Origin of the sequence: Siansivirga zeaxanthinifaciens CC-SAMT-1 (assembly GCF_000941055.1) — a bacterium.
GTDB classification, from domain to species: Bacteria; Bacteroidota; Bacteroidia; order Flavobacteriales; family Flavobacteriaceae; genus Siansivirga; species Siansivirga zeaxanthinifaciens.
Window position 1 is genome coordinate 1,795,889 of sequence record NZ_CP007202.1, and the last position, 15,864, is coordinate 1,811,752.

The 15,864-nt window shown below is 32.6% G+C and carries 17 protein-coding genes; 3 read left to right on the top strand and 14 right to left on the bottom strand.

The window, feature by feature from the left end:
- The first annotated feature begins 108 nt into the window (after positions 1-108).
- Positions 109-528, top strand: coding sequence for a (4Fe-4S)-binding protein (locus AW14_RS08170; RefSeq protein WP_044638370.1), 420 nt, complete (start codon positions 109-111; stop codon positions 526-528).
- Between the two features lie 432 nt (positions 529-960).
- Here AW14_RS08170 and AW14_RS15090 read toward each other — a convergent pair whose 3' ends face one another.
- The 4 genes from AW14_RS15090 to AW14_RS08190 form a co-directional block, all read right to left on the bottom strand.
- On the bottom strand, positions 961-1,296 hold the full coding sequence (locus AW14_RS15090; RefSeq protein WP_245617570.1) for a hypothetical protein: 336 nt from the start codon (positions 1,294-1,296) through the stop codon (positions 961-963).
- A 56-nt stretch (positions 1,297-1,352) separates the two neighbouring features.
- Positions 1,353-2,009 carry a peptide-methionine (S)-S-oxide reductase MsrA gene (msrA, locus tag AW14_RS08180; RefSeq protein ID WP_044638371.1) on the bottom strand — a complete coding sequence of 219 codons (657 nt, stop codon included), beginning with the start codon at positions 2,007-2,009 and terminating at the stop codon, positions 1,353-1,355.
- A gap of 116 nt (positions 2,010-2,125) precedes the next feature.
- The gene (locus AW14_RS08185) at positions 2,126-2,908 is read right to left on the bottom strand and encodes a zinc ribbon domain-containing protein (protein WP_044638372.1); all 783 of its coding nucleotides are present in this window, start codon (positions 2,906-2,908) and stop codon (positions 2,126-2,128) included.
- 3 nt (positions 2,909-2,911) lie between these two features.
- Positions 2,912-4,006 carry a Nif3-like dinuclear metal center hexameric protein gene (locus AW14_RS08190; RefSeq protein ID WP_044638373.1) on the bottom strand — a complete coding sequence of 365 codons (1,095 nt, stop codon included), beginning with the start codon at positions 4,004-4,006 and terminating at the stop codon, positions 2,912-2,914.
- Between the two features lie 47 nt (positions 4,007-4,053).
- On the opposite strand from AW14_RS08190, the gene lpxK reads away from it, so the two are divergent.
- Entirely contained in the window at positions 4,054-5,058 is a 1,005-nt protein-coding gene (gene lpxK / locus AW14_RS08195) for a tetraacyldisaccharide 4'-kinase (protein ID WP_044638374.1), read from the top strand.
- A 5-nt stretch (positions 5,059-5,063) separates the two neighbouring features.
- Here the strand turns inward: lpxK and AW14_RS08200 are convergent, their stop codons facing one another.
- From AW14_RS08200 to AW14_RS08230, 7 genes are all read right to left on the bottom strand, one after another.
- Positions 5,064-6,818: an ATP-binding protein gene (locus tag AW14_RS08200; RefSeq protein ID WP_245617571.1), complete on the bottom strand. Its 1,755-nt coding sequence runs from the start codon at positions 6,816-6,818 to the stop codon at positions 5,064-5,066.
- Positions 6,819-7,325: 507 nt separating this feature from the next.
- The gene (gene gap / locus AW14_RS08205) at positions 7,326-8,339 is read right to left on the bottom strand and encodes a type I glyceraldehyde-3-phosphate dehydrogenase (RefSeq protein ID WP_044638376.1); all 1,014 of its coding nucleotides are present in this window, start codon (positions 8,337-8,339) and stop codon (positions 7,326-7,328) included.
- Positions 8,340-8,341: 2 nt separating this feature from the next.
- Positions 8,342-9,220, bottom strand: coding sequence for a lipoyl synthase (lipA, locus tag AW14_RS08210; protein WP_044638377.1), 879 nt, complete (start codon positions 9,218-9,220; stop codon positions 8,342-8,344).
- 128 nt (positions 9,221-9,348) lie between these two features.
- On the bottom strand, positions 9,349-10,593 hold the full coding sequence (locus AW14_RS08215) for an NRAMP family divalent metal transporter (protein ID WP_044638378.1): 1,245 nt from the start codon (positions 10,591-10,593) through the stop codon (positions 9,349-9,351).
- Position 10,594: 1 nt separating this feature from the next.
- Complete coding sequence (locus tag AW14_RS08220) at positions 10,595-11,140, bottom strand: RNA polymerase sigma factor (RefSeq protein WP_044638379.1); 546 nt, start codon at positions 11,138-11,140, stop codon at positions 10,595-10,597.
- On the bottom strand, positions 11,131-12,243 hold the full coding sequence (locus tag AW14_RS08225; RefSeq protein ID WP_044638380.1) for a glycosyltransferase: 1,113 nt from the start codon (positions 12,241-12,243) through the stop codon (positions 11,131-11,133). The genes AW14_RS08220 and AW14_RS08225 overlap by 10 nt, the downstream gene beginning before the upstream one ends.
- A 6-nt stretch (positions 12,244-12,249) precedes the next feature.
- The gene (locus AW14_RS08230) at positions 12,250-12,453 is read right to left on the bottom strand and encodes a membrane or secreted protein (protein ID WP_044638381.1); all 204 of its coding nucleotides are present in this window, start codon (positions 12,451-12,453) and stop codon (positions 12,250-12,252) included.
- Between the two features lie 208 nt (positions 12,454-12,661).
- Between AW14_RS08230 and aqpZ the strand changes: the two genes are divergently transcribed.
- On the top strand, positions 12,662-13,360 hold the full coding sequence (aqpZ, locus tag AW14_RS08235) for an aquaporin Z (RefSeq protein ID WP_044638382.1): 699 nt from the start codon (positions 12,662-12,664) through the stop codon (positions 13,358-13,360).
- Between the two features lie 59 nt (positions 13,361-13,419).
- Here the strand turns inward: aqpZ and AW14_RS08240 are convergent, their stop codons facing one another.
- The 3 genes from AW14_RS08240 to murB all read right to left on the bottom strand — a co-directional run bounded on the left by AW14_RS08240 (position 13,420) and on the right by murB (position 15,821).
- Positions 13,420-14,199: an anti-sigma factor gene (locus tag AW14_RS08240; protein WP_044638383.1), complete on the bottom strand. Its 780-nt coding sequence runs from the start codon at positions 14,197-14,199 to the stop codon at positions 13,420-13,422.
- A gap of 11 nt (positions 14,200-14,210) precedes the next feature.
- A complete protein-coding gene (locus tag AW14_RS08245) occupies positions 14,211-14,741 on the bottom strand; it encodes an RNA polymerase sigma factor (RefSeq protein ID WP_044638384.1) in 531 nt (176 codons plus the stop codon).
- Between the two features lie 66 nt (positions 14,742-14,807).
- Positions 14,808-15,821, bottom strand: a complete 1,014-nt coding sequence (gene murB / locus AW14_RS08250) for a UDP-N-acetylmuramate dehydrogenase (protein WP_044638385.1) — start codon at positions 15,819-15,821, stop codon at positions 14,808-14,810.
- Between the last annotated feature and the right edge of the window lie 43 nt (positions 15,822-15,864).

Below are 15,864 nucleotides of genomic sequence, written 5' to 3' on the forward strand. Positions count from 1 at the left end.
GATTTTCGGTTTCTAACAAAAATAAGAATTCTAAAGTTAGTAATGAACTTATTAATAGGACTAAATTTTAGCATGTAATTTTTGTATATTTAATAAAAATATAATGGTATGAGCAAAACAAAAGAATACTCAAATGGAGAGGTTACAATTGTGTGGGAGCCAGAAAAATGTATTCATTCTGGAATTTGTGTAAATGGACTGCCTGATGTTTTTCAACCAAAAGATAAACCTTGGATTAAAATTGATGCAGCCAAAACAGAGGCACTTGTTAAGCAAGTAAAAGCGTGTCCTTCTGTTGCGTTGCGTTTTTATATGAATGATGAAAAAGATAAAACAAGCGAAACTCTAGAGACTAAAGTTGAGGTTTTAGAAAATGGGCCTTTACTTGTTTATGGTACTTTACATGTTACTTATAAAGATGGTAGCACCGATACAAAAAACAAAACAACGGCTTTTTGTAGATGCGGACAATCGAACAACAAGCCTTATTGCGATGGTGCTCATGTTAAAGAGAATTTTGTTGGATAAAAGGAAAAAGCGCTTCCATTTATTTTATGGAAGCGCTTTGAATATATAGAGACGCTTAACGCGGAATATTTTATAATATATACGTTATGATAGTTTATTTTGGATTTTTAAGCTTAAAAATTAATTTGTTTCAACTTTAATTTTTGTGAAATATAGTTTCCAGTTTTCTCCTTTTTTTCGATGTTCTGTCGAAATTTTTAAGCCATTAAAATCTTTATAAGCATTCCAGGATGTCACCATTGTTGCTTCTTTAGAATTTCCTCTTCTAAAAATCCATTCTCTTATTGTAAAATTATCATCATAAAAAAAATCGTAGGCATCACCAGGAGTGTAACCACCTTCGTTGGGATAGGTTAGAGTGATTTTATTTAATTCGGTGTTGCTTATTTCAGATGTTGCTTTTACAGGATTGGAAATGCTTGCATTTTTATTTCAGACCAATTGAAATGGTGCTAAAAGCCAGAATTTGTCGTTTATAAAGCCTTTATCTGCTTTCAATGACAAACTATCTAAAGAGTTACTGTTGTATGAAATGGTATCATTACCAGAAATTAATGTAATGTCTCCTGTTTTTGGTTTCCAAATCCAAGAACGCTCGAAGTGTGTTGAGTCTTTATCAACATTAAATGTAAAATGTAATTGGCTTACATCCTTCCAATGTTCGAAACCATGAGCTTTTGCTATTTGTTCGCTAATAGGAGGTGTTTTTTCTCCTGTTTTATTGGTTTCTTTTTTTTTTTGCAGGCTAGAACGGCTGTAAAAAGACATGTAATAATTAAAGTTTTTTTCATAAATCGTGTTAAAATGAAAAATGAAATACTTCTTTAATGATTAGATTTTAACAGCTGTGGAAACTTAGCCTTAAATCTGTTTAATCTTGGAATTGATACATTTTGAATGTAAGGATTGTTAGGATGCAGGCGTTCGTAGTTTTGGTGATAATCTTCGGCTACCCAAAACTGTTGAAACGGATAAACTTCGGCAGCAATTTTAGTATTTAGTTTTTTTGCTAAAGCTTCTTTTTTCTTTAAAATAATTTGCTTTTGCGCTTCATTTTGATAAAAAATAATAGAACGATATTGCGACCCAATGTCATTCCCTTGACCGTTTACTTGTGTTGGGTCTTGCGAACCAAAATAAACATCTACCAGCGTTTCAAAACTTACAATGTTTGGGTCGTAAATAACTTCCACCGCTTCGGCATGACCTGTTCTTCCTGTATTACTAGCTTCGTAAGAAGGGGTTTTTGTGTGCCCGCCAGAATATCCATTAATAACTTCATCTACGCCTTTAACACTCTCGTAAATAGCTTCAACACACCAGAAACATCCGCTAGCAAAATATGCTTTAGCTTTACCGTTTTTTATTGGAACTTCTATTGGTTTGGCATTTATTACTTTAAGTTGTTCCTCTTTATTTTGGGCTGAATTTTGACAACTCACTAATAAGACTAAAAGCAACGTAGAAAAAAGATGTTTCATAATAATTTTTTTTTACTTAGACGCATTTTTAATAGAAACCTTAATTTAAAAGGTAAAAAATTGTAAAAAAAAAAGCCTTTACAATTTGTAAAGGCTTTTAATATTTATAAATATTATTAGCTCAATTTAGAGAATAATTTTTGCATTTTTTCTTTTTGTTCTTCTGCTAATTGTGCGTCTACTAAAATACGACCACTGTGCTCATCGGTAATTACTTTTTTACGAGCAGCAATTTCTACTTGAATTTGTGGTGGTATAGTAAAGAAAGAACCTCCAGAAGCGCCTCTTTCGATAGCAACAACTGCTAAACCATTTTTTACGTTGTTACGAATTCTGGTGTAAGCAGATACCAAACGCTCTTCAATTTGTTCTTTATATTCTTCAGACTTTTGAATTAAAGCTTGTTCTTCTTTTTCAGTTTCACCTAAAATATCATTTAATTCATTCTTTTTATGTTTTAAATGATTTTCACGTTCTTTTAAACGTTCTTTAGTTTCGGCAATAACAAGTTTTTTCTGTTCAATTTGCGCTTTAAATTCTTTAATGTGTTTTTCGGCTAATTCGATTTCTAATTCTTGAAACTCAACCTCTTTAGTTAAAGAATTAAATTCTCTGTTATTTCTAACATTTTTTTGTTGCTCGCTATACTTTTTAATTAAAGATTTAGCGTCTTCAATAAGGTTTTTCTTTGCAAGAATATCATTATCTATTAATTGTAAACTAGCAACTAATTTGTCTAATCTAATGCTTAGTCCAGCAACTTCGTCTTCTAAATCACGAACTTCTAAAGGAAGTTCTCCACGAACATTTCTAATTTCATCTATACGAGAGTCGATGAGTTGTAAATCGTATAAAGCTCTTAAACGCTCTTCTACAGTTACTTCTTTATTTTTAGCCATACTTTAAAAATACTTAACAGGATTGGTATTTGTCTTTGATAAAATGATTGCAAAATTAGTAAATTTTTTTGTAAGATGCGCTACTAAACCATTTTTTGTGTATTGTTCACTTTCATAGTGTCCGATATCGGTTAATAATATGCTGTTTTCTGCATTAAAAAAGTCGTGGTATTTTAAATCGGCAGTTATAAAAGCATCAGCACCAGAGGCTTTCGCGGCATTAATAGCAAAACTTCCCGATCCGCCAAGCACGGCAATTTTCTTTATTTTTTTATTTAAAAAAGCCGAATACCTAATGCATGCTGTATTCATTTTATCTTTTACATAATTTAAGAAGGCTTTTTCGGTTAAAGGTTCTTCTAATTCGCCAACCATTCCTATACCAATATGCTGGTTTGTGTTTTCTATTGTGGTTATTTCATAGGCAACTTCTTCGTAGGAGTGCGTTTCAAAAAGCGCTTTTAAAACTTTCGGTTCTAAATGTTTTTGAAATGTTATGGTAATTTTTGTCTCAGCTTCGGTGTGTAATTTGCCTCTTTCACCTATTGTAGGCTTGCTACTGTCGTTTCCTTTAAAGGTTCCAAATCCTTCCACATTAAAACTGCAATTGCTGTAATTACCAATACTACCAGCTCCCGAATTAAATAAGGCGGTTCTTAATTGTTCTGCCTCGTTTTTTGGAACGTACGTGGTTAGTTTTTTTATGGTTTCTTTTTGCGGAATTAAAATTCGTTTATTTTTTAATTGCAACTGCTCGCAAATCATGGCATTTACACCATTAAAGGCATTGTCGAGGGCTGTGTGCATGCTGTAAATGGCAATGTTGTTTTGAATAGCTTTTAAAACAACGCGCTCTACATAAGATTTACCCGTAAGCGATTTTAAACCTTTAAATATAATAGGATGAAAACTTACAATTAGGTTACAATTTTCTGCAATCGCTTCATCTACAACGGCTTCTAAAGTGTCTAAAGTAACTAAAACGCCTGTAACTTTTGCGTTTTTATCGCCAACTAGAAGTCCGACATTATCAAAATCTTCAGCGTAAGCTAAAGGTGCTAATTCTTCTAAATGGGTAATAACCTCTTGAACAATCATGAATTTATTTGTTTGTATCAAAGATAAAATATTATACTTTCGCTATTGTGAAGTTACTCAGAAAAATATTATTTCCTTTTGTTCCTGTTTATTATGCAGTTACTACCGTACGCAATTTGATGTACGATTTGGGAATTAAAAAATCGAGGCATTTTAATTTTCCTGTTATCTGTGTTGGTAATTTAAGTGTGGGTGGTACAGGAAAAACCCCCATGATTGAGTATTTAATTCGATTATTAAAAGACGATAAGTATGTTGCTACCTTAAGCCGAGGTTACAAACGAAAAACAGAAGGTTTTAAATTAGCAGATGCAACCGATTCGGCAGAATCGATAGGTGATGAGCCTTTTCAATTTTACAGTAAATTTGGAGCTTCTATTTTAGTCGTTGTCGATGCAAATCGCGTTAACGGTATTAATAGGTTACAAGCATTAACAAAGGCTCCAAATGTTGTTTTACTGGACGATGCTTTTCAACACAGACAAGTAAAAGCAGGATTAAATATTTTATTAACTACGTATTCCAATCCGTTTTTTTGTGACTTGGTTTTACCAACCGGCGATTTACGCGAACCTAAAGTAGGAGTGAAGCGGGCAAATATTATTGTGGTTACAAAATGTCCTACGAATTTAAATCATTCTGATAAAGCCTTTTTTATTAGAAATATGAATCTGAAACCCTACCAAACGGTGTTTTTTAGTTCTATTGTTTACTCCAATACAGTGGTTTCGGTAAGTAAAACATTAGAATTAGACGCATTAAACAGGTTTACTTTAATTACAGGAATAGCAAATGCCAGTGCGTTGGTCGATTTTTTAAAATCTAAAGAATTACAATTTGAGCATTTAAATTTTAGCGATCATCATGATTTTACAAAAGATGAAATTAAAGCCTTTGAAGCAAAAGAACTTATTGTGACAACCGAAAAGGATTTTATGCGTTTAAAACAATATGATTCGCTAAGTGAAAAGTTGTTCTATCTTCCAATAACAGTCCTTATTTCTGAACCAGAAAAATTTAATAAGCTTATTTTAGATTTTGTAGAAAGCTAATTTTATTAACTTATTTTAGACTTTTTTGAAGCCAGGGCGTTGTAAAGTTTCTTCTCGAATTCTTCTTGTTTAAATGGCTTTGGTATGATGTCTGTAAAACCAGCTTCATCAAATTCGTGCATTTTATCTTCAATGGTAACCGCTGTTAATGCGAAAATGGTTAGTTCTTTATCGAAGGATCGTACAATTTTAGTAGCTTCAATACCACTTATACCTGGCATGTGAATGTCCATTAAAACAATGTCGTATTTATTGGCTTTAATTTTTTCAACGGCAGCTTCACCATTATCAACGATTTCACAATTAAGATTCATTTTGGTTAAAATCTTTTTGGTAATCATCTGGTTAATTTTGTTGTCTTCTACAACTAAAATTTTCACATTGGTTAAGTCTAAATCTTCTGTGTTTCCAGAGAAATATTGTGTTGTTTTTTCGGCAGCTTCTTTAACCGATGTGTATTCAAGTGGAATTTCAAAATAAAAAGTGGTGCCTTTATCTAACTCACTTTTTACATAAATTTTTCCTTTTAACAAGTCAATTAAACCTTTAACGATAGATAATCCTAGGCCTGTGCCACCATATTTTCTGTTAATTTGGATGGAACCTTGAGAAAAACTCTCAAACATTTTATCTTGTTTTTCCTGGCTAATACCAATACCGTTATCTTCAACTTCAAATCGTAAAGTATAGATATTACCGTTTTCTTCAATTTTGTATATTCTAATCCAGATATCTCCGTCTTTAGTAAACTTAATTGAGTTCCCTATAAGATTGATTAAAATTTGAGATATTTTTAATTGATCGGCAATAAAGTTTTCTGGTAATTCGGTATCGTATTCTAAATGAATTTTAACATTGTTGTCTTGTGCCGAATTATTTAAGGCTAAAATGATGTTGTTAATTTTCTTCTTTAAATTAAACGGTTCTGGTTCAATATCTACTTTATTTGCTTCAATTTTGTTAATTTGAAGAATGTCGTTGATAAAGGTTAATAGGTAGTCTCCCGAAAATTTCAACGATTTTAGATGCTGTATTTGTTCGGGTTTTGGGTTTTCTTCTAACAACATATTACTTAAACCCGTAACGGCATAAAGCGGAGTTCTTAGCTCGTGCGTAACCGTAGATAAAAAGTTAGCTTTGGTTTTTGAGGCTAATTCTGCTTTTTCTTTGGCTATAATAAGTTCTCCATTTTTTTTATGAAGCATATTATTTGTTTTAAGCCTGATGTTGTTGTTTTTGTATAGCGATAAAGTAAGAAGCGATAAAATGGTAATTAAAGCAACACTTAAAATAGAAATAAGTGTTCCTAGATTTTTATCGTCTTCAAATTTTTCTAATTTTTCTTCAATTTCGCTGTTTTTTTGCTTTTCCTCATTTAAAAGATATTGAGTTTCTTCTGCTCTTGATGAATTAGCGCGTTTTAAATTAGCTAGCGAATCGGATAATTCTAAGTGCATTTTTAGAAGTTCTCTTGAAAGTTTATAGTTAGTTGTTTTATTATAAACATCACTTAAAACCAGGTATCCTTTATTTAAAATATTTAAGTAATTATGCTCTTTAGCTAATTTGATGCCTTCCTTCGCCGAGGTTATAGCTTGGTCGTCATTATTTAGCTCCATATTAACTAAACTGCTGTAAATTAGAGCCTCGCTTTCAATTCTTGAATAATCTTCTTTTTGAGAAAGTACAAGCGTCTGATTTAAAACTTCTTTAGTTTTAATGTAATTTTTTAGATAATAATTAGCTTTTCCTTCACACAAAAGAATTTCTATTAACTCTTTTTCCAGTTTTTCTTCTTCGAATTTTGTTCTGGCAGCTTTATAGGAATCTAAAGCCTGATGATAGCTTTTTTGGAACGTGTAAACATCGCCAAAAATTTTATAAGAACGGGCTAAGTTTTTATTATCGTTAATTATTCTTTGAATTTCAATCGCCTTGTTAAGTGATTTAATGGCTTTTTCGGGTTCTTCGATGGCTAATTGTAGCTTGCCTCTGGTAGTGTGAATTACGGCAATACTTGATTTGTTTTCAATTTTTTCGGCTAAAGTAGAAGCTTCGTCGAGACTTTTTTGCGCCTGAAAAAAATTGTAGTTTTTAATATCTGCTGTGGCCTTTTCTATGTTGTAATTGATACTATTTTGAATTAATTCAGGATCATTCTCAATAGTATTTTGTGATAATAAGTTTAAACTAATTAGAAAAAAAACAATAAAAATTTAGTTTTTAATTGGGTGCATATATTTTTGGTTTTCAGACAAATATGGTTATTAGCTTGTTAAAATACATTTTTTTTGAGATATATAGAGAATTAAATCGGTTATTCTTTTTGAATACCCGCTTTCATTATCGTACCAACCTATAATTTTCACCATATTTCCAATAACAGACGTCATACCAGAATCGAAAATACAAGAATGTGTATTTCCTATAATATCTATAGAAACTATGGGGTCTTCTGTATATTCGAGGATGCCTTTGTATTTGTTTTCGGCGGCATTTTTAAAAGCCTTGTTTATAGTATCTATTGAAACGGTTTCCTTAACATTAAAAGTAATATCGGTTAAAGAGCCATTAATAACAGGTACACGAATTCCGCAGCCTCCAATAACATCAGATAGTTCAGGGAAAATTTTGGTGAGTGCTTTGGCAGCACCAGTTGTTGTTGGCACAATAGACTGGCCAGCAGCACGCGAGCGTCTTAAATCGGGGTGAGGTTGGTCGTGTAAACTTTGGTCTGTGGTATAAGAATGGACTGTTGTAATGTAAGCCTGGTTTATACCACAAAGTTTGTTTATTATATCAATCATAGGAGCTGCATTGTTTGTAGTGCATGAAGCATTAGAAACAATGGTTTCGGTTCCATCTAAAAGATGTTCGTTAACTCCTAAAACAATGGTTTTTATATCATCATCTAAGGGCGGTACGCTAAGAATAACATTTTTAGCCCCATTATTAATATGATGTTGTAAATCGCTTGTTTTTTTATATTTCCCAGTAGATTCAATAACAAAATCAACATCAAAAGATTTCAAGTTAATATCTTTTGGATGTTTAGAATTTAATAGTGCAATAGAACGATTATTAACTATTATATGATTGGCATCATGTGAAATGCTTCCTTTAAAAACGCCGTGTATACTATCGTATTTTAGAAGATGACTTAAAGTATGTGCATCTGCTAAATCATTTATAGCTACAACTTGTATGTTTTCGTATTCTTGTAATAACCGGAATACGCGTCTGCCAATTCTTCCAAAGCCATTAATAGCAATATTAATCATAATTAATTAATGTGTTTTTGCGCTTTGTAAGACGAACGCACCAAAGAACTGCTTTCAACATGACGGAACCCTAACTCTAAACCAATTTTTTCATATTCTTCAAATTGTTCTGGAGTAATAAATTGTTTTACCGGTAAATGTTTTTTACTAGGTTGTAAATATTGACCAATGGTAACAACATCTACGTGATTTGCTTTTAAATCGTGAAGCGTTTCAATCACTTCTTCACGTGTTTCACCAAGCCCTAACATAATTCCCGATTTAGTACGTCGTTGGCCTTGTTTTTTCAAATATTTTAAAACACCCAAACTACGGTCGTACTGCGCTTGTATTCTAACTTCGCGAGTTAAGCGTCTTACGGTTTCTATGTTGTGTGAAACAACCTCTGGGGCAACTTCTATAATTCTGTCTATATGCTGCTCAATCCCTTGAAAATCTGGTATAAGCGTTTCAAGGGTAGTTTCTGGGTTCATTCTGCGAACCGCTTTCACTGTTTCAGCCCACATAATGCTTCCCATATCTTTTAAATCGTCACGGTCTACGCTGGTTAGAACGGCGTGTTTTATGTTCATTATTTTAATAGAACGGGCCACTTTTTCTGGTTCGTCCCAATCGACTGTTTCTGGGCGCCCTGTTTTTACACCACAAAAACCACATGAACGCGTGCAAATATTACCTAAAATCATAAACGTCGCGGTGCCTTCTCCCCAACATTCGCCCATATTCGGACAACTGCCCGAAGTACAAATGGTGTTGAGCTTGTATTTATCTACTAAACCTCTCAATTCGGTGTATTTCTTTCCCGTTGGAAGTTTTACACGTAACCATTTTGGTTTTGGTTGTCTTTCTGGTAATATATTTGATTCGATTTCAGATTTCATGCGTGTTTTTTTTATTTAAACAGGTAGCATAAAGCTTAAAAAATTAGTTTAATTGATTAAAGGTAATTTATAATTTTTATGCTTAAAATTTAAAGAGCAAAGATACAAAGTATTCTTTTAAAACGAACCTAAAGTGTTGTTAGAAACCAAATACTAAATCCTATTAAAAAAACAATGCCTAAGAGACTCAAAATGTGAAGTCCTAGGGTTGGGCGCCAAGCCTTAGGAGTATGTTTACTGCAAATTAAAATATAATTAGTAATCGCGTAAAAAGGCGCTGTAATAAATGAAATAATGGTTACAATTTTTATAAGTAATCCCATTTCTGAAGCTAAAAATAAAAATACACCAATGGTTCCTATGGTTAAAATAACGATCCAGAATTTATAGTTTAGTGGTGTTTCCTTTTTATAAAGAAGCTGTGAAGCTCGCGACATAGCTCTGGGGGAAGCATCTAAAGTAGTTAATGTGGTACTAAACATGGTTGTAAATGCTGCAATACCAATAATTATGTAGGCCCAACTTCCTAAATTTTGGGTGTACATATTAATTAACTGACTTGAAAAAACATTTGCCGAATCACTGAAAGTTTCGCCACTGTTAAACATGACCAAGGCTCCTAGAATTAGAAACCCTAGTCCAATAATAATGGTGCTTAAATATCCAATATTAAAATCGAATAAGGCAGATTTTGGAGTATATTCTATGTTGTCTTCCACTTTTTTAACCGTCCATAGCGATTGCCAAATAGAAACATCCAAAGGAGCAGGCATCCAACCCATAAACGCTATTAAAAACCCTATTTCAATGGGAGCTTTAGGCAAAATTTGAGAAAAATTATAAGGGTGATTATTATTAGAAATAGCCATAATTACTGCTGTAAGAGTACTTATTGTTAAGGTTATTACGATAACCTTCATGAGTTTGTCGAGTAATTTGTATTTGCCAATAATTAAAAGTGCGAAACATAAAAATAGAATAATGGCTGTCCAGATTTCTGTACTAGAAATTATTTTAGATCCTATTTGAATGCTTGAAAATTCTCCAAATAATGTAGAAGCTAAACCTGCAGTTACAATGGTAACGCCTGCCTGTAAGGTAAAAATGGTAGCTACATTTAAAATGAAAAAGGCTATTAATACAGGGGTTCCTAACTTTTTATAGCCGTCTAAAAGGCTTTCGCCAGTGGCGGTAGCGTATCTTGGTCCAAACTGAAAAAATGGATACTTAAAGATATTTACAAGTAATAAGGCCCAAATTAAACCAAATCCAAAACTTGCTCCAGCTCTTGTAGATTGTACTAAGTGAGAAACACCAATTGCCGCGCCAGCAAATAATAAACCAGGACCTAAATTTTTTAGTTTAGTTATCATTTTAATTTTTCTGAATAATCTCAGACAATAATTTCTTGGCTCGCAACAATTTCACTTTAACGTTACTAATAGGCTCATTAAGTTCTACAGAAATTTCTTTGTAACTTAATTCCTGAAAGTATCTTAAATTAATAATCTCTTGATAATGAGGTTTTAGTTTTTTTATATCGCGAAGCAGTTTGGCTAAATGTTGCTCTGTAATTATAATGTCTTCGGGCGTAGGCGATTCATCTAAAATCTGATAAACCGTTTTATCATCGTTAGATATAATTTGCGAAATGGAGTTTTTGGCTTTTCGTAATAAATCAATATGAATGTTTTTAGATATAGTGATTAACCAAGTTTTAAATTTGTAGTTTTCATCGAAAGTATCAATTTTATCGAAGGCTTTCGAGAAGGTTTGTATGGTTATATCTTCGGCATCATTTTCATTTTGAATACGCTTTAGTTGAAAACCATAAACATCATCCCAATAAGTGTCTAATAAAAAGTTAAACGCTTTTTGGTCGTTTTGTTTAGCACGTTTTATGGCTTCAATTATTTCCAATGATTTGGTTTTGAAATGATATTATTTATAAAGATAGTTAATTGTATGAATATTAAAAAAACTTCTAGAAAAGGGGTGAAAATAACTAAATCTGATTCGTTTAATTTTTTTGATGCTGCACCAAACACTACATATTGTGTGGTAATTCTTAAAACAATAAGTGCTGTTACAAACATCCATAGATGTTGAGAAATTAATAAAATGGTAGCAAACACCCAAAAAAGGAATTGTAATAAATAAATTGAAGAAAGTAATAATTTATGTGAAGTTTTGTAATACTTCGCAGTGGAAATATGTCTTCGTTTTTGTTTAATCCAACTCTTAAAATTGTTTTTAGGAATCGATTCGGTAAAACTATTTTTAGAATCGCAAATGATTGTATTCGATTTGGTTGCCGCTTCATTTACAAATAAATCGTCGTCGCCAGAAAGCACTTTTATATGCTTAATAAAACCATTTGTTTTAAAAAATTCAGATTTGTTATAGGCTAAGTTTCGGCCAACACCCATGTAAGGAATTCCAGCATTCGCAAACGAAAAATAGTTTAATGCCGTATTTAAAGTTTCAAAACGAATTAATTTATTTAAAAACGAGTTTTTAATTTTAGAGTAGGCACCATAGCCAAGCACAATTGTTTTTTCTTTGGTAAACTTTCCCGTCATTTCTTGAATCCAATACTCCGAAACAGGCATGCAATCGGCATCGGTAAAAAGTAAATAATCTTTTGTAGCGGCTTTAATGCCTAGGGTTAATGCATATTTTTTATTTCCCCAAAAGGCTTCAATATTTTTTACATCAACAATTTTGATGTTGCTATGAAGACTTTGAAAATGTTCCATAACATCTAAAGTATCGTCACTTGAAGCATCATTAATTAATACCACTTCAAAGTTTGGATGCTTTTGAGAAAGTATTTTAGGAAGATTGTTTTTTAAATTTTCAGCCTCATTTTTGGCACAAATAATAACCGAAACAGGAACGTTAGTAAGTGTTTGTTTTTTTTGTTTTAAGAAGGCAAACTTTCCGAAAAAAAATAAATAAAAGACAACTTGAATAACTACTACAGCGGCGAACGCGTAGAATAAAAAATCAAGTAAACCCATAAAGATTTAAGAATGTTGAGGTTCGTTACAGGTATCGAATTGGTCTGGTGTTTTACCACAAAATCCACAAGATTCCCCTGTTTTGTTTAACATTGGGTTTTGACTTGCACAGGTTCCAGAAAATTTACCGTCTTTTTTTGCCCACAATTTAATGGCAATGCCGGCTATTCCAAGACCTAGTAGAATTAATGTAATGAATAAAAGTTTCATCTGCTTTTCGTTTGTTTTTATATGTAAAGAACCAAAAGTGTGTTTTGATTGCTTAATTTAAAAATAAAATATAATGCAAAGATAGTTTATTCGCTAGGAATTAGCAATGAATTTGATGCTAACAAGTGCCTCTAAATTTTTAGCTAATAAGTCTTTTGTTTTAAGTTATTTATTACATTTATATATTAACTGAAACCAATAAATAAAAATGAAAAAATTATTTGCAGAATTTTTTGGAACCTTCTGGCTAGTTTTTGGAGGTTGTGGTAGTGCTGTATTTGCAGCAGGATACCCAGAATTAGGTATAGGATTTGCTGGTGTTGCACTAGCTTTTGGTCTAACCGTATTAACCATGGCATATGCTGTAGGCCATATTTCTGGAGGGCATTTTAACCCTGCTGTTTCCTTAGGTTTGTGGGCTGGCGGAAAGTTTGAAGCCAAAGATTTGTTAGGTTATATTATAGCCCAGCTTATTGGAGCCATTGCAGCTGCGGGAGCTTTATTTTTAATTTTATCTGGAAAATCGGGCTTTGAAACTATTGGAGGCTTTGCTTCAAACGGTTACGACTCATTATCGCCCGACGGATATTCTATGACAGCTGCTTTAATTGCAGAGTTTTTATTAACGGCATTTTTCTTGTTAATTATTTTAGGCAGTACCAACGAACGTGCTCCAAAAGGTTTTGCACCTATTGCCATTGGTTTAGGTCTTACCTTAATACATTTAATTAGTATTCCTATTACTAACACTTCTGTTAATCCGGCTCGTTCAACCAGTCAGGCGTTGTTTGCAGGTGGCGAGTATATGGGTCAGTTATGGTTGTTCTGGTTAGCTCCAATTGCTGGTGCCATTGTTGCAGGATTTATTCATAAAGCTTTATTTGATAAAGAACAGATTTATAAATGAAATAAAAAAAAGCCTCGTTTATTTAAACGAGGCTTTTTTTATGGATTAATGGAATATTATTATTGTAAATCGATTTCTGCTACAGAATTATCTAATGAGGCTGTGGTGTTACCACCTTTAGGCTCTATGGTAATGTTTAAAGCTGTTGCATTTTCTGTGTATGGTATGGCTCGTAATTCGCGATCTGTTTGAGTTAAAATACCAAGGCTTACCATTTTGTCCTGAATTTCTGCCCATATCTGGTAACATTGTTCTTCTGGCAATTGCGGTAAAGAAACCACATCAATCATGGAAGTTTTGTCTTTCGGATTGATGTAAGCAACCGTTTTTAAATTTTTAGCACGGTAATTACCTTGCATGATGTATTTATATGTATCAGGATCGTTAAGTTCTTTAAACTGATTCATAACATCATCCAATTTACGGTTGTTCATTTCAATGTCACTACGTAAATCGAAAATTTCATCTACAACAATTTGGTTTTCTTCGCTAAGCTTTTTGTTTTGGTTATAAAAAATATACGAAGTTCCAGCAAAAAGTAGAGCAGCTACACTGGCTGCAACGCCAATTTTATGCCATTTTTTGTATTTTTTTAATTGAATAACAGGCGCTTCGTCTAGCTCGTTTAAAATATTATCTAAAATATGTCTTGGTGCTTCAACCGCATTACTTTTTGCAACAATTTCTAAGTTATATTGTAAGGTGTTGTAAGCATTATGTACTTCTGGATATTTTGAAATATAGGTTTCTGCCAATTCGGTTTCAGCCATATTGGTGTCTCCTAAAAGATATTTTTCTAATAGGCCAGAATTTAAAAAAGTAATTATTTTCTCATTCATGACGGTTTTTATTAAGGATTATAAATTTTCTTTAATTCACGTAATCCAATTTTTAATCTCGATTTTATAGTACCTAACGGAATATTTAATTCGTCGCTAGCTTCTTGTTGGGTCATGCCCTCAAAAAAAAGGGCGTTTAATACTATTTGATATTTCTCGTCTAAGTTATTAAGATGCTTTTTAATATCTAAAACTTCTTCATTTAATGCATTTGTTGTTATTTTATATACGGTTGAAGTTTCGATTTGGATTTCGTTTTCATCTTTGTTTTTTAAAGATCTCACTTTATCGATGGCTGTGTTATAGGCAATGCGGTACAACCATGTAAAAAGTTTAGCTTTGGTGGCATCGTATTTACCAGAATATCGCCAAATTTTTATAAAAGTTTCTTGAAGCACATCTTGCGCTGTATCATCATCGGTAATAATTTTTTTAATGACACCGTATAAAGCGTCACCATAGTTGTCGTACAAAAGCGTCATGGCTTTCTTGTCGCTTTGCTCAAGTAGACTAACTATTTGTTTTTCGATTGGTGATATCAATGTAATTTGTTTTAAAGTTGAAACTTTAATGACATGCTGTAAAGTTAGAAATTCTTTTGAGATTAATTAAATGATATTAACCTCGGCCTCAATAGATACGTTAAACAGGCGTTTTATGGTTTCTTGTATGAGTTTTGAAAGTTCTAAAATGTCGTTTCCAGTGGCATCTCCGTAATTTACAAGCACTAAAGCCTGGTTTTTATGCACCCCATAATCGCCAAAGCGCTTGCCTTTAAAACCTGCTTTTTCAATAAGCCAACCTGCTGGAATTTTTACTTCGGTTTCTGAAACAGGATAACTTGGAAGGTCTTCGAAATTTTGAAGTAATGTTTGATAGAGTGATTTTGAAACAATAGGATTTTTAAAGAAACTACCGCTATTACCAATAACTTTAGGGTTTGGAAGTTTGCTTTCTCTTATTGAAATAACTGCTTTTGAAATATCTTGAATACTCGGGTTTTTAATGTGCATTTGTTCTAACTCTAATGCTATTGTACCATAGTTAATATGAAGCTTATGCTCATGTTTAGTTAGTTTAAAAGTAACCTGAGTAATAATGTATTGGTCTTTGGCTTCTTGTTTGAAAATGGAATGACGGTAGCCAAATTGACATTGGGCGTTTGTAAACGAGGTTATTTCGCCGGTGTTTATATGCATAGCTTCACAGGTGTGAAACACATCTTTTAATTCTACACCATAAGCACCAATATTTTGAATAGGTGCCGTACCTACATTACCTGGAATAAGCGATAGGTTTTCAACGCCACCATAATTATGGCTTAAACACCATAACACAAAGTCGTGCCAGTTTTCGCCAGCATGGGCTTTTACATAAACAAAATCGGAATCTTCATTTACAACTTCAATACCTTTTAGGTTGATGTGAATTACCAATCCGTTAAAATCTTTGGTTAGCAGCATGTTGCTACCGCCACCGAGTATGAGTTTTTTAGGGTATTCTTTTAAACTTAAAACCGATTTTAATTCGGAAACTGTTGAAACCGATACAAAGTGACTGGCATTTACATTAATACCGAATGTATTAAAAGGTTTTAATGAAAAATTTTGTTGTATGTGCACCTATGAAAATTTATGTTTAGTTATTACTGCGTTAGGGATAGCA